13 protein-coding genes are annotated in these 13859 nt (G+C 68.1%); 7 read left to right on the forward strand and 6 right to left on the reverse strand.

From position 1 onward, the window contains the following. Window positions 1–44 precede the first annotated feature (44 nt). The 4 genes from rsmH to AB0N05_RS31670 form a co-directional block, all read right to left on the reverse strand. Window positions 45–1025, reverse strand: coding sequence for a 16S rRNA (cytosine(1402)-N(4))-methyltransferase RsmH (rsmH, locus tag AB0N05_RS31655; RefSeq protein ID WP_364700643.1), 981 nt, complete (start codon window positions 1023–1025; stop codon window positions 45–47). A 242-nt stretch (window positions 1026–1267) separates the two neighbouring features. Further along, on the reverse strand, window positions 1268–1699 hold the full coding sequence (gene mraZ / locus AB0N05_RS31660) for a division/cell wall cluster transcriptional repressor MraZ (protein ID WP_364700645.1): 432 nt from the start codon (window positions 1697–1699) through the stop codon (window positions 1268–1270). 453 nt (window positions 1700–2152) lie between these two features. After that, a complete protein-coding gene (locus tag AB0N05_RS31665; RefSeq protein ID WP_364700647.1) occupies window positions 2153–2590 on the reverse strand; it encodes a DUF3040 domain-containing protein in 438 nt (145 codons plus the stop codon). A gap of 125 nt (window positions 2591–2715) precedes the next feature. Beyond that, window positions 2716–3156, reverse strand: coding sequence for an SAV_6107 family HEPN domain-containing protein (locus AB0N05_RS31670; protein ID WP_364700649.1), 441 nt, complete (start codon window positions 3154–3156; stop codon window positions 2716–2718). Window positions 3157–3373: 217 nt separating this feature from the next. Between AB0N05_RS31670 and AB0N05_RS31675 the strand changes: the two genes are divergently transcribed. The 5 genes from AB0N05_RS31675 to AB0N05_RS31695 all read left to right on the forward strand — a co-directional run bounded on the left by AB0N05_RS31675 (window position 3374) and on the right by AB0N05_RS31695 (window position 8669). Beyond that, window positions 3374–3985, forward strand: coding sequence for an N-acetyltransferase (locus tag AB0N05_RS31675; RefSeq protein WP_364700651.1), 612 nt, complete (start codon window positions 3374–3376; stop codon window positions 3983–3985). Further along, entirely contained in the window at window positions 3982–5547 is a 1566-nt protein-coding gene (locus AB0N05_RS31680; protein ID WP_364700653.1) for an NAD(P)/FAD-dependent oxidoreductase, read from the forward strand. Before AB0N05_RS31675 ends, AB0N05_RS31680 begins: the two co-directional genes overlap by 4 nt. 294 nt (window positions 5548–5841) lie before the next feature. Beyond that, window positions 5842–6633 (forward strand): carotenoid biosynthesis protein, encoded by a 792-nt coding sequence (locus AB0N05_RS31685; protein ID WP_364700655.1) that lies wholly within the window; start codon window positions 5842–5844, stop codon window positions 6631–6633. A 126-nt stretch (window positions 6634–6759) separates the two neighbouring features. Beyond that, complete coding sequence (locus AB0N05_RS31690; protein ID WP_364700907.1) at window positions 6760–7428, forward strand: DUF3153 domain-containing protein; 669 nt, start codon at window positions 6760–6762, stop codon at window positions 7426–7428. Beyond that, window positions 7425–8669 (forward strand): glycosyltransferase family 2 protein, encoded by a 1245-nt coding sequence (locus tag AB0N05_RS31695; RefSeq protein WP_364700657.1) that lies wholly within the window; start codon window positions 7425–7427, stop codon window positions 8667–8669. Before AB0N05_RS31690 ends, AB0N05_RS31695 begins: the two co-directional genes overlap by 4 nt. Window positions 8670–8675: 6 nt before the next feature. Here the strand turns inward: AB0N05_RS31695 and AB0N05_RS31700 are convergent, their stop codons facing one another. Beyond that, window positions 8676–9434, reverse strand: coding sequence for a hypothetical protein (locus AB0N05_RS31700; RefSeq protein ID WP_364700659.1), 759 nt, complete (start codon window positions 9432–9434; stop codon window positions 8676–8678). Between the two features lie 102 nt (window positions 9435–9536). Further along, complete coding sequence (locus AB0N05_RS31705) at window positions 9537–10535, reverse strand: methylenetetrahydrofolate reductase (protein WP_364700661.1); 999 nt, start codon at window positions 10533–10535, stop codon at window positions 9537–9539. A 398-nt stretch (window positions 10536–10933) separates the two neighbouring features. On the opposite strand from AB0N05_RS31705, the gene AB0N05_RS31710 reads away from it, so the two are divergent. Both AB0N05_RS31710 and crtI read left to right on the forward strand, forming a co-directional pair. Continuing rightward, window positions 10934–11980: a polyprenyl synthetase family protein gene (locus AB0N05_RS31710; protein WP_364700663.1), complete on the forward strand. Its 1047-nt coding sequence runs from the start codon at window positions 10934–10936 to the stop codon at window positions 11978–11980. A 226-nt stretch (window positions 11981–12206) separates the two neighbouring features. Beyond that, window positions 12207–13820 carry a phytoene desaturase family protein gene (gene crtI, locus AB0N05_RS31715; RefSeq protein WP_364700665.1) on the forward strand — a complete coding sequence of 538 codons (1614 nt, stop codon included), beginning with the start codon at window positions 12207–12209 and terminating at the stop codon, window positions 13818–13820. Window positions 13821–13859 lie beyond the last annotated feature (39 nt).

Below are 13859 nucleotides of genomic sequence, written 5' to 3' on the forward strand. Positions count from 1 at the left end.
GACCCCGATCCAGCGGGTACTCATATGCCGCTCGCGCCGCCGAATCATGGTGCGACCTCCCCGGTAATGCGTTCCGCCGCCCGCATGCGCACCGGAGTGGCACGCGGGTTCTCCTCGATCTCCTGCTCGGTCGCCTTCTCGGCGCCACGGGTCAGGATCTTGAATTCCGGTCCCATGCCGGGCAGTTCGACCGGAAGATCCAGCGGCGTGCGCGAGGCGCTGCGCTGTGCCAGCTCCTGTTTCACCACCCGGTCCTCGAGCGACTGATAGCTCATGACCACGATCCGGCCGCCGATCGCGAGCGAATCCAGGGCCGCGGGCAGCGCGGCCTCCAGGGACTCCAGCTCCCGATTGACCTCGACCCGCAAGGCCTGGAAGGTGCGCTTGGCCGGATGACCGCCGGTCCGCCGGGCCGCCGCCGGAATGGTGTCGTACAAGACCTCCACCAGCTGCGCGCTGGTGGTGAACGGGACGCGCTGGCGACGCCGGATGACCTCGGAGGCGATCTTGCCCGCGAAGCGTTCCTCGCCATAGACCTTCAGCACCCGGGCCAGATCACCGTGGCTGTAGGTATTGAGAACATCGGCGGCCGTGGGGCCGGTGGTGGGATCCATCCGCATATCGAGCGGGGCATCGATGGAATAGGCGAAACCGCGCTCGGCCTCGTCCAGCTGCATGGAGGACACGCCCAGGTCCATGAGGATCGCGGACACCGAGCCCTTGGCCGGGAGTCCGGCCTCCTCGAGCGCGTCGGCGATACCGTCATACCTGGTGTGCACCAGGGTGATCCGGTCCTGATACGGGCTTAGTCGCTCACCCGCCAGCTTCAGGGCATTGGTGTCGCGATCCAGGCCGACGAGCCGGATATTGGGGTAGGTGCTCAGGAAGTGCTCGGCATGTCCGCCGAGCCCGAGCGTGCAATCAAGGTAGACGGCTCCGTCTGAACCCAATGCGGGACCGAGGATTTCATCCGCTCGATGGAGTAGAACCGGAACATGGCGGGGACCGTCGCTGCTACGGCTCAACTCGACCTCCCGGATCCTGCCTCACGTTCATTGCCCGGCCGCGCCTCGAGGCGCTTGCGCTAAGGACTGTCAAAAACGTTTCAGCACGAGAATTTTCAGCACTGGACTTTTCACGAAACTGACACCGTGGCGTCGAAGGCCAATGCCCCGGGGTCTCTGACCGAAGCACGGCACCTGGCGTTGGGGAAGTACGTCAGGGTCCGCGTCGGGCAGAGGCCGCAGGGCACTCGCCTCGCTCGGGGCTAGAAGATTCCGCCCAGCGACTCGTCTCTGGCCTGCGAGTAATCCTCCTCGTGCTCGGCGAGGTAGGTATCCCACGCCGTCTTGTCCCATATTTCGAGGAAGTCGACCGAACCGATCACCACGCAGTCCTTGGAGAGGTTCGCGTAGCGACGATGTTCGGCCGACAACATGATCCGGCCCTGTCCGTCCGGACGCTGTTCATCCGAGGAAGCCGCCAACGCCCGGACGAATGCGCGAGCCTGCGGATTGCTTCTGGACGCGGCCGCGGCTCGCCGCGCTAACGCGGTGAACTCGTCCTTTGGATACACGGCAAGGCTATGGTCCTGACCTTTCGTGACCATCAACCCTCCCGCCAGCTCGTCCCGAAACTTCGCAGGCAACGTGAGTCGCCCTTTGTCGTCCAACCGAGGGGTGTAGGTACCGAGGAACAAGTCCCGACACCTCCTACCGGATCACCCTCTCGACTGTTCGGCTCCTGTAGTGCGCGCTCCACATTACCCCACTTTCCCCCACTTTCAATCGAAAGCGGCGGTGATCTCGGTCCCCGGTTGGCGAACTTCGCAGGTCACACCAGCTATCACACTGGTGGGGAACTTTCCGTGCAGTTCCCCCGACACGCGCGACGCGCGCCGGGAAGCACCCGACAACTGCCAGCAAACCCGCAGATAGCGCCCATTTCCGGCGGAAATGGGTGGCCGTGGGGGATGCCCGTGGGGTGATGTGGGGAGTTCCGGAAACATGCGACACGCCGTGAGCGGACCTACAAGAAACGCCGTGGCGCCACACCTGAATTCGGTGTGGCGCCACGGCGTGTCGCGCTCTGTTTCAGTTAGCTCTAGCTCTGCCGCGCGACGCCGGGAAAATCGGCTGCACGACAGCCCGGATCAACTGTCCTGTTCGAACCTTCTGCGGAAGCGGTCCTCCATGCGAGCAGAGAATCCACCCTGCTTGCGCGGCCGACCCCGAGTACTACCGGGAACGCCGCCGGGACCACCGCCCGCGGTCGGTTCGGTATCCGTGCCGCGGGTACCCGAGGAAGTCATCCCGGGGCCACCCATCAGCAACAGCACACCCGCACCGAACATGACAACGAATCCGACCAAACTGATGATCGGGAAGCCGCCCGGCTTCACGGGAGCGGCAATGCCTGCCACCAATAGGAACAGACCGAGGACGAACATTGCCGCCGCTTGGAGTCTGCGGCGGCCAGTGGCGGAACGAAGCCGTCCGCCCCGAACCGTCGAGGCGAACTTGGGATCCTCAGCATAGAGAGCGCTCTCGATTTGTTCGAGCATGCGCTGCTCGTGCTCGGAGAGTGGCACGGTACCTCCCCCGGCACTAGGTAGTGGCAGTCGCCTCCGGGTAGGCGACAGATAGCCGACCTTGGCGGCTGTCTGTCACCAATGATACGAGTTCGATCAGAGCGCTACCACCTACTCGCCGATACTCACGCCAGCATTCCAGCAACCCACCCCGTTCCGGGACCCTGCCGAGAGGCCACGGCCAGCAGATCCTCCACGTCATGCAGGAATGCTCCTACCCGCGAAGCGAACTCGGCGGCGCGTTGATCGTCCACCGGGCGCGGCAACCCGGCCTCCAGCGCGGCCCGCGTCTCGGACTGTCCGGTGAAGTAGTCCGCCCACATGATGAATTCCGGTGCCGCACGCTGCATCAATACCCAGGCATTGCGGGAACGGGCCCGGGGCGCGCGGTCCGCGCCGGTGAGTGCCAGCACCGCGCCCGCACCCCGCAGGGCGGCCAGATACGCCGTCCGGAAACGCTCCGCCGGATCCTGCTCTCCCGCCGCCTGCATGAGCAGACCATCGGCGCGCCGGAGTAATTCGCCGGCGCGGCCGGGATGCATCGGGGGTGAATTCTTGCCGGTCATCGGGTACCTCCCCACTCGCACACCCGTTTCACTCGTGGCGAAATCACGGGGTATGCCCTGATTCCTCTGAGCCATCCGGCCCTCACAAAGATCGAACAGGTATTCGAAGGTTTCAATTGAGTTTGAATATAGAGACACCCACCGACAAGTTCCGGTGCCCGGCATCGGCGCTATCGTCGGACCATCCGTCCGCGCCAACGAGAGCTGCGCCTGCCCGATGACCGCCGTACCTCGTAACACCACACCCGCGCCCGTCGTGGTCGACCTCTCGGCCGCAACCCTGCGCGCCCGGCTGCACGACGCCCTCGCGGTCTACGTCGCGGCCATGGACTATCCGCGCGGCACCGAACACCAGCGCGCACCCATGTGGACCGAGCACACCACCCGGCCCGGATGGCAATCCGTCGCCGCCGTCCTGCCCGACGATGACGGGCGGCTCGACCTGCGCACCGCGCCCATCGTGGCCATCGCCTACGGGTATCACGGTGCGCCGCACCAGTGGTGGCATCAACAGGTGTACAGCGGTATGCGACGCACGGGGTGGCCCGAGCACGCGGCGCGCGAATTGCTTTCGGACTACTTCGAACTCACCGAGTTGCACGTGCATCCCAGTGCGCAGGGGCGTGGGATCGGCGAGACATTGCTCACCCGGCTCCTGCAGAATCGGCCCGAACGCAGCGTGCTCCTGTCCACGCCCGAGGTGGACCGGGAGGCCAATCGGGCCTGGAAGTTGTACCGCAAGCAGGGATTCGGGGATGTCGTGCGGCATTTCATCTTCTCCGGCGACACCCGCCGCTTCGCGGTGCTCGGGCGGACGCTGCCGCTGTGAGCGTCGCGATCATCGGGTCCGGCCACAATGCGATGGTCGCGGCCTGCTACCTCGCCCGGGACGGGCATGACGTGGAAGTACTCGAGCGCGACACCGTGCTCGGCGGGGCCGTATCGACCGTGGAGCGGTTTCCGGGGCATCAGGTCGACCGGGGATCGTCCGCGCACATCATGATCCGGCATACCGGGATCATCGAGGAGCTCGAACTGGCGCGCTTCGGGCTGCGCTATATCGATTGCGACCCTTGGGCTTTCGCGCCCGCACCGCCCGGCACCGAGCTGCCGCCCATCGTCTTCCGCCAGGACCTGGACCGCACCTGCGCGTCCATCGCCGCTGCCTGCGGGGAGCGCGATGCCGAGGCCTATCGGCGGTTCGTCCAGGTCTGGGGACCGCGTACGGCGCGCGTCATGCGCTCGTTCTCCGGTGCGCCCACCCCCGGCAAGCTGCTCCGATCGTTCTGGGGACTCGACGCCAAGGGTGGCGGTAGCGCGCTCTCCCGCGAGTTCATGCAGACCGGAGACGCGCTGCTGGACAGCTATTTCGACTCCGAACGCCTCAAAGCCGCCCTGGCCTGGTGGGGTGCGCAATCCGGCCCGCCCATGTCCGAACCCGGCTCGGCACCCATGGTCGGCTTCGCCGCGCTCATGCACACCCTTCCGCCCGGCCGCGCCGTCGGCGGCAGCGGCGCGCTGACCTCGGCCCTGGTGGCCCGATTCCGCTCCGACGGTGGCGTCGTCACTCCCGGCGACGCAGCGGTTTCCCTCACCCGGTCCGGTGCGGGCTGGGATATTCGCACGGCGAGCGGGCGAAACCTGCACGCGGACAACGTCATTGCGGGCAGCCACATCCTCACCACCCTGAACCTGTTGGAACAGGGCGGATTCGACGCCGCCACCCTCGCGGACTGGCGACGCCGCATACGAGTCGGCCCCGGCATCGGCATGGTCGTACGCGCCGCCACGAGCGCGCTGCCGCAATACCCGGGCGTGCCCACCACGGACTCCGCCCACGGCCTGCAACTCCTGGTCACCGACCGCCGCGAGCTGCGCCGCGCCCACGGAGCCGCCCTGTCCGGCGACCTCCCACCCCGCCCGGTAGTCCTGGCCATGAGCTTCACCGCCCTCGACCCAAGCATCGCCCCACCCGGCGAACACCAACTCTCGCTGTGGTCCCAATGGCACCCCTACGAATTGGCCGACGGCTCCTCGTGGGCAGACCACGCCGACCGCGAAGCCGACCGCATCATCGCCGAAGTAGACGCGCACGCACCAGGTTTCGCGGCCACCGTCCTACACCGCCACATCCAAACCCCCGCCGATATCGAACGTGAAATGGGCCTCCTCGGCGGCAATGTCATGCACGTCGAGATGTCCCTCGACCAGATGTTCATGTGGCGTCCAATCCCCGAACTGTCGAACCAGCGCGTACCCGGAGCCCCCGGCCTCTACCTGACAGGTGCCTCCACCCACCCCGGCGGCGGCGTCTCCGGAGCAAGCGGCCGCACCGCCGCCCACCTGCTCAGCCACGACCTCCGCCGCCCCCGCTGGCTTTCCCGCCGATGACCGACGCCACACCGGCATCGCGCACCGGTCGGCCCCGGCAAGCGACGAATCCGAATGCTGCCCTGACGAATCCGGCCGCGAGCACACGATGACGCCCCGGGGCGACGTTTCAGGCCACCCGCCGAGGACTGAACATCGCACAGACAGTCGAACAGCTATGACATGGGCGGCAAGCGCGGTGTCGACTCCTGCCGGGCTGAACTCGGCTGCGGGCGCACAGTGACGCGGGCGAGAGGTGGCGGTGGGCCGGTTCAGCGGCCGCGGAGTGGAATTCGGGGGGTGCGCTGGGCCGGGATGACTCGGCCGACTGTGGTGGCTGCGGTGCCTGCCGTGCTGTTGGTGGGGGTGCAGATTGCTTATCCGCTGACGGAGGGGGTTGGGCGGGATCGGGTTACCGTCGCGGTGGTTTTGCTGTTCGCGGCATCGGGGCTGGTACATGCTGCCGTCACTCGGGGAGTGCGGTGGGCTGTCGGGTTTTTGGTGATCGTGTCGGGGATCGGGTTGGTGGCCGAGATCGTGGGAACGGCTACCGGGTTTCCGTTCGGTTGCTATGACTATGCGAGTGGGCGGCTGGGGCCGGAGATCGCGGGGGTGCCGGTTGTTGTTCCGCTGGCTTGGACCGGTGGGGTGTATCCAGTGTGGGTGGTGGCCGGGTTGTTGAATTCGAGTGCTCGGGTGCGGATTCCGTTGACCGCGGTGGGGGCGGTGGGGTGGGATTTGTTCTTGGATCCGCAGATGGTTCATGACGGGCAGTGGACTTGGTGCTCGGGGATTGCGGGGTTACCGGGGATTGGGGAGATTCCGGTGATCAACTATGTGGGGTGGTTCGGGGTGGCTCTGGTGATGGCCGCGGTGTTGGAGATGTGGGATCGGACTGCCATCGATACGGGGGCGGCTCGGGTTGTGCCGGTGGCGGTTTTTTTGTGGACCTGGCTCGGGTCGGCGTTGGCGCATGCGATGTTTCTGGGGTTGCCGGTGTCGGCGGGGTATGGGTTCGCGGGGCTCGGCGTGCTGGGGATTCCGCTGGTTCTGGGGTTGTACGCCCGTCGAATCACGCTGCGGCCCGGGGGTCATGGCACGATGTGAGCCGTGCAGCCGAGTCCGATCCTCTCCACAGCAGACGAAACGCTCGAGTCCGCGCCGGTCGTGACCGCCTTAGCCACGCCGGAACAGCGGCGAGGGCGCCGGTGGGTGCGAGTGGTGGCGGCCGTCATGTTCGCGGCGCTCGCGGTGCTGTTGACCGGATGCCTGCGCGTGCAGGTGTCGATGGGCGTGTCCTCCAATGACCGGGTGTCGGGTCGGATCGTCGCCGCGGTCGTGCCCGCCAATGACAAGGACAAGGGCCCGCAGTTGAAGGCGCCCGAGGCGCTGAGCGGCAAGGTGCGGGTCGACACGTACACGCAGGACGGATACGTCGGCAGCCAGGTGTACTTCGACGATCTCACCTTCGGTGAGGTGCAGCAGCTCGGATCCATGTCCGATCAGACGCAGGGCATGTTCACCCTCCAGTTCAATCGGGTCGGCGATCTGGTGACGCTCAGCGGGCGGGTCGATCTCAAGAGCCTGCCCTCGCAAGGGTCGGATGTGCAGTTCACCGTGGCGTTCCCGGCGCGCGTGGCCACCACCAATGGCACGCGCGACGGCGATTCCGTGGTCACCTGGAAGCTGCCCGCCGGTGATGTCACCAATCTGCGCGCCGAAGTCGGTTACGCCGACCCGAATACCCGGTCCTTCGCCGGATGGGCGGGCATTGTCGGCGGCATTACCCTCGCGGTGGCAGCGGTCGTCGCCGTGCTCGCCTACATGAGCCGGAATCCCGATCCCCCGGCCTACGTGCGCGCCGCCCGTTGGCTGCGCTCCGACCGCGACACCCGGGTATGACCCCGACCCGCATCCGCGACACCGCGGTGCGGGCCGGAACCGCCATCGCTGTGCTCGGAACGGCGGTGGCGCTGGCGAACCGAATCGGCATGCGCCGATTGCGTGTCGGCGCACACCCCGTGATCGAACCGGTCACCGTCTGCATCCCCGCCCGCAATGAGGCCGACCGCCTCCCGGCCCTGATCGCGGATCTCCGCGCCCAGCAAGGTGTTCCGCGTCTGCGCGTACTCATTCTCGACGACGCCTCCACCGACGACACCTACGCCGCTGCCCAGGCCGCAATCGGCAACGACGATCGATTCATGCTGGCCCACAACGACATCGATCCCCCGCCCGGCTGGACGGGCAAGACGGCGGCCTGCGCCCGGCTGGCCGATCTGGCGGGCGTGGGCCTGGACGAAACATCGACGCGACTCGACGACTCGACGGAAATCGGCCCGGCCGAGGGTGATCGCCCGCCGAATGCGGCGGATTCCGCCGGTGTGATCGTCTTTCTGGATGCGGATGTGAGACTGCATGCGGGCGCGCTGGCGGCGGCCGTCGGCGAATTGCGATGCGCGCGGGCGGCGCTGGTGTGCCCGTGGCCACGGCAGCGGGCGGAATCCACGATGGAGCGACTGGTGCAGCCGCTGCTGAGTTGGTCCTGGGGCTCGACTTTGCCGGTGCCACTGGCGAACCGGAGCCTGCGGCCGTCGATGGCGGTGGCGTGTGGCCAGTTCCTAGTGTTCGACGCCACGGCCTACCGGGCAGTCGGCGGGCATACGGCGGTGGCCGACCAGGTCACCGAGGATCTGGCGATTGCGCGCGAGCTGCGCCGAGCGGGACGCCGCACCACCTTGGTAGCGGCCGGACGCCTCGCCGAGACTCGGATGTACCGCAGCGCAAGCGAACTCGAAGCGGGGTATACGCGCTGGCTGTGGTCGGCTTACGGAGGTCCGGCGGGCACCCTGGCCGTCGGCGCGACCGCCGCCCTCGCCTACTGGATACCACCGGTGGCCGCTCTCTGCGGACGCGGCCGCATCCGCCGCATCGGCCTGCTCGGCTATGCGGCGGCCGTCTCGGCCCGTCTACTGGCCCGCAATACCGAAACGGGCGACACTCCCGACCGCACGGATATCGTTGCCGCCCTGGCACATCCACTAGCGATCGCCGCGTACCTTCGCCTGTCGGCCCGCTCCCACCGCGCGCACCGCCGGGGCACGCTGTCCTGGAAAGAGCGGCCGCTCACTCGCGATATCTGACCCCGGTCAGGGAACCGGCGTGATTCCGACCGTGGGGAAGAAGAAGCAGCTGCTGGAGCCATTGCGGACGAAGCCGAACATGGCGGCCAGGACCGTGCCCGAGCCGGTATCCACGGGGACCGCGCGGACGCCGCCCTTGGGAAGAGCTCCGGCGAAGAAGTCGTGGACAGCCTGTTCGACGACGGGGCGAAGTTCGCCGGGCACGCCCGCGGGGATCATGCCGTCGAGGACCTTGGTGAGGGGGCCCATGGGGGTCAGGCCACCTCGGCCGCTGGCGAGGTTGAGCCAGGCAACCTGCATACCGCTGGTGTCCGCACCGTCCGGGTTGAGGCCGTAAGGGACGAAGGCGAACATGGCCTGACCCGCTTTGACGGCCGAAAGGTCAAGCCCGGGAATGGCAACGGCGTAGCGGGGCCAGGGGCCGGGGACGGTGCCCGCCACCGCGGGAGCCAGGCCGAGCATGGTGCCGCCCAGACAGAAGGGGGCCGCGGTCGGGTAGAGGAAGGGGTCGACGCCCAAGGCTTGCAGCCCGTTCAGGGTTTCGCTGTAGGCGCTGAACCAGTCGGAGGGGGCGGCGGCTTCCTCGGCGCGGGCGAGGGCGGCGACGGCCGCATCCACAGTGCCGGTCCCGTGCGCATCGGCCGGGACGAGGCTGGGCTGTCCGGCCGAATCGTCCGGGGCCGCGGTTGCCGGACCGGCGGCGGCCAGCACCGCGCAGGCGCTCACCGCGCCTGCGACACGTACGAGATTGTGCAACACGGGCATCGGAGCGTCTCCTCACCATCGCAGTCGAGGTGGGACGTTACTCCGCTGACCAGCACATACCTGACATTTCATCCGGCAAGCCGGACAACCGATCAGGTTGACTCACGCACCTGCCGGAGCCGCGCCGACCGTGTAGCCGAGGTTCGCCAGGACTTCGCTGGTGGCCTTGGCGAAATTGAGGGTGATGAAGTGCAGGCAGGGCGCGCCCTCGTCGATGAGGCGCTGTGCCATTTCGGTGGCGATCTCGATACCGGCCGCACGCACCGCCGCGCGGTCCTCCTCGGGACCGTCACCGGCGGCCTTGCGCAGGCGCTCCAGCACGGCGACCGGCAGCTCGCGACCGGACAGCTCGACCGCGCGCTCCACGGTGCGCAGCGAGGTGATCGGCATGAGCTCGGGGATGATCGGCTTGCCGCCCTCGATCGGGTCGTGCTTGGCGACGCGGTCACGCAGGCGCAGGTAGTGCTCGACGTCGAAGAACATCTGGGTGATCGAATACTCCGCGCCCGAACGCAGTTTCGTGACCAGGTGCCGGGTGTCATCGTCCAGATCGGTGGACCGCGGATGCCCCTGCGGGAATGACGCCACACCCACGTGGAAGTCGCCGAGATCGCGGACCATGCGCACCAATTCATCGGCGTACTCGACGCCTTCGGGATGCTTGACCCAATCCCCCAGCGGGTCGCCCGGCGGATCGCCGCGCAACACCAGCAGATTCTGGATTCCGGCATCGGCGTACGCCCCGACGATCGACCGCAATTCGGCGACGCTGTGATCCACGGCGGTCAAATGCGCGACCGTCATCAGCGTGGTCTCCCGCGCCAGCTGCCCGGTCACCCGGATCGTCCGATCCCGCGTGGACCCGCCCGCCCCATAAGTCATCGACACGAACGCCGGATGCAACCGCTCGAACTCCCGGGCCGCCCGCCACAACCGAGCCTCACCGGCGGCATCACGCGGCGGATTGAACTCCACCGAGAACGGCACCGACCCATCGGCCCGCGGCCCCAGCTGCTGCACCACGGAGCGAGTTCCGGACGCTTGCGGTGTGCGGGAAACTCGGCCAGGGGTCGAATATCCCCGTACATTGTCGAAACTCACCGGCCCAGTTTAAAGGTGCGCACCCACCCTCCCCACCCCGGACCAGCACACTCCCCGCACCCCGAACGGAGAATTCAAGATCAAGGAGCTCTGGTGGTGGGATTTCGGGCGCGGGAACGACGTGGGAGCTCCCTGATCTTGGTGGGCGGGCGGGCTTCGCTCGGGGAGCGGGCGCTCGGTACAGTCGGGGGCGAACTCCGTGTGCGGCCATTGTGGTTCGCGGGCGTTCGGCGGATTCCACTGTTGCGACGGATTGCGGCGCATGGGTGCCGGGCGCTGGTGGCGGGGATTAGCAGGCGTCGCGCGCGAGTGCGGCCACACCACAGGAGGTTCCTCTGTCCGCCGGACCCGGTACCCCGACTCGCCGACCGGTCGGCGCGGGATCGCTCGCTGCCGCCGTGGAAGAACGCCTCACCAGCTTTTTCGTGACTCGGCAGGCGATCGTCGAGCCCCTGGGGCCGGTATTCGTGGATGCCGCGCGGACACTCGAGGACTTCGTCATCCGGGGCGGGAAGCGGACGCGGCCGAGTTTCGCGTGGACCGGGTGGCTCGGGGCGGGACGCAGCCCGGAGGATCCCGAGGCCGAGGCGGTCTTGACCGCGTGCGCCGCCCTGGAACTCGTGCAGGCCTGCGCGCTCATCCACGACGACATCATCGACTCCTCGCGCACCCGGCGCGGGTTCCCGACCGTGCACGTGGATTACGAACAGCGGCACCGCGATCGGCACTGGGCCGGTGACTCCGGCCACTGGGGTACCAGCGTCGCCATCCTCATCGGCGATCTGGCGCTGGCCTGGGCCGATGACATGACCCGCGATGCCGGACTGCCCGCCGACGCGGCCGCGCGCTTCGCCCCCGTGTGGGCGGCCATGCGCACCGAGGTCCTCGGCGGCCAACTGCTCGACATCCACGGCGAGGCCGAAAGCGACGAAACCGTCTCGGCCGCACTGCGAATCAACCGCTACAAGACCGCGGCGTACACCATCGAACGCCCGCTGCACCTGGGCGCGGCCCTGGCCGGTGCGGACCCCGACCTGATCGCCGCCTACCGCGAATTCGGCACCGACATCGGCATCGCCTTCCAGCTGCGCGACGACCTGCTCGGCGTCTTCGGCGATCCGGCCATCACCGGCAAACCCTCCGGCGACGACCTGCGCGAAGGCAAGCACACCGTCCTCATCGCCGAAGCCCTCCAGCGCGCCGACGACACCGATCCCGCCGCGGCCACCCTCATCCGCACCAGCCTCGGCACCGACGTCACCCCCGACCAGGTAGCCGAATTGCGCACCCTCCTCGCCGAACTCGGCGCGGTCGACGCGGTCGAGGCCCGCATAACCAGCCTCACCGACCAGGCCCTCACCGCCCTCGACGCCAGCACCGCCACCCCCGACGCCAAGCGCCAACTCCGCGCCATGGCCCTCGCCGCCACCGCCCGCGCCTACTGACCTCGCCACACTCGGAATTACCACCGCCCGGCCGGGCATCGCGCCCGGGAAGCGACCCGCGCTCGGCGGGCCTCCACGATGCCGCGAGAATCTACGCCGGAGGGTCCGCATCTCTTTGTTCGGCGCGCACCCGGTGCGGACGCCGGGCAGGGGCGCTAGCCGAACGGAGGGGCTGCGAACCTCAGCGGCGGGGACATGGATTGGACACTAGGAAGCTATGGGTGGCATGAAGACGATTACCGGGACTGCTGATCGGGTTGTCGTGGTGGGGGCCGGGTTGTCCGGGTTGGCGGCGGCGCTGCATCTTGCCGGGGCCGGGCGGCGGGTGACCGTGTTGGAGCGGGCCGATCATCCCGGTGGGCGGGTCGGGTTGTATCGCGGGGCGGATTATGAGATCGACTCCGGGGCAACGATTTTGACTGTGCCGGACCTTATCGATGAGGCGCTGGGGGCGGTGGGGGCCACTCGGGAATCGGTGGGATTGCGGATTCTGGAGATGGCACCGGCTTATCGGGCTCGGTTCGCGGATGGGACCTCCGTGGGGGTGTATTCCGATCCGGAGGAGATGACCGCCGAGGTCGTGCGGGTGCGGGACGCTGGTGCGGGGCAACGGTATCGGCGGCTGCGGGGGTGGTTGCAGGGGGTTTATGAGGCCGAATTCGGGCAGTTCATGGACAGCAACTTCGATTCGCCGCTGGATATGGTGCGCAAGCCGGAGAAGCGGCGGGCACTGGTGAAGCTGGTGCGGCTGGGGGCATTCGGGCGGTTGGGGCCGAAGGTCGGGCGAGTCATGGGCGATGAGCAGTTGGCTCGGCTGTTCAGCTTTCAGGCGCTGTTCGCGGGGATGTCGCCGCGGCAGGCATTGGGCGTGTACGGGGCGATTCCGTATATGGACACGTGCCTGGGGGTGTCGTATCCACAGGGCGGGATGCGAGCGGTCGCCGCGGCCATGGCTCGGGCGCTGATCGCCGCGGGCGGGACGGTCGAGCTGAACACCGAGGTCGTCGGGATCGACTACGCGGGTCGGCGGGCCACCGCGGTGCGCACCGCGGACGGGCGGACGCTGGACTGCGATGCGGTCGTGGTGACCGCCGATATCGGGTCGATCGAACGGTTCGGATTGCGCACGCGGCGTGGGCTGCGGGCCTCGCCGTCGGCGGTGGTCGCGCACGGGACGATTCCCGCCGAGGTCGCGCGGCGGTGGCCCGTGCAGGCGCATCACACGATCGACTTCGGGCGGGAGTGGGATCGCACATTCACCGAGATCGCGGCCGGTCGCGGACGCGGGAAACTGATGAGCGACCCCTCGCTGCTGCTCACCCGGCCCGCGCTCACCGATGCCGACCTCTACATCGACCGTGCCGAACAGCACATCGACGAGGCCGGGCACATGACCGATACCGTCCGCTACGAGCCGCTGTCACTGCTCGCGCCCTGCCCGAATCTGGACGCCGCACCCCTCGACTGGGACCGGCTCGCCCCGTACTACCTGCGCGAACTCCTCGAAGTCCTGGAAAGCCGCGGCTACCAAGGCATTTCGGAGCACTTCCGCATCGACCACCTCGACACCCCGCGCACCTGGCGCGACAAGGGCATGCTCGCGGGCACCCCGTTCTCCGCCGCGCACCTGTTCCGGCAGACCGGCCCGTTCCGCACCCGGAACCTGGTGCGGGGCCGCGACAATGTCGTTCTCGCAGGTTCGGGCACTGTCCCCGGCGTCGGCGTGCCTACTGTCCTGATCTCTGGAAAACTGGCCGCGGAGCGGATCACGGGTGATGCGCGACATGCCGGGGCCCGAACCGCTCGAGCCGACGCAGTAGCCGTACCGCACAAGCACTAGACTGACCGGCGTCCTGAATCCACTGCGGATGCCGCCGCC

The sequence above is a fragment of the Nocardia sp. NPDC051030 genome, assembly GCF_040683015.1.
Lineage (GTDB): Bacteria > Actinomycetota > Actinomycetes > Mycobacteriales > Mycobacteriaceae > Nocardia.

What these genes read in the sequence shown, in the direction of transcription:
- AB0N05_RS31670 (WP_364700649.1), bottom strand. Translation starts at nt 3,156, where the DNA reads ATGACCGGCAAGAATTCACCCCCGATGCATCCCGGCCGCGCCGGCGAA.
- AB0N05_RS31675 (WP_364700651.1), top strand. Translation starts at nt 3,374, where the DNA reads ATGACCGCCGTACCTCGTAACACCACACCCGCGCCCGTCGTGGTCGAC.
- AB0N05_RS31685 (WP_364700655.1), top strand. Translation starts at nt 5,842, where the DNA reads ATGACTCGGCCGACTGTGGTGGCTGCGGTGCCTGCCGTGCTGTTGGTG.
- AB0N05_RS31690 (WP_364700907.1), top strand. Translation starts at nt 6,760, where the DNA reads ATGTTCGCGGCGCTCGCGGTGCTGTTGACCGGATGCCTGCGCGTGCAG.
- AB0N05_RS31695 (WP_364700657.1), top strand. Translation starts at nt 7,425, where the DNA reads ATGACCCCGACCCGCATCCGCGACACCGCGGTGCGGGCCGGAACCGCC.
- AB0N05_RS31700 (WP_364700659.1), bottom strand. Translation starts at nt 9,434, where the DNA reads ATGCCCGTGTTGCACAATCTCGTACGTGTCGCAGGCGCGGTGAGCGCC.
- crtI (WP_364700665.1), top strand. Translation starts at nt 12,207, where the DNA reads ATGAAGACGATTACCGGGACTGCTGATCGGGTTGTCGTGGTGGGGGCC.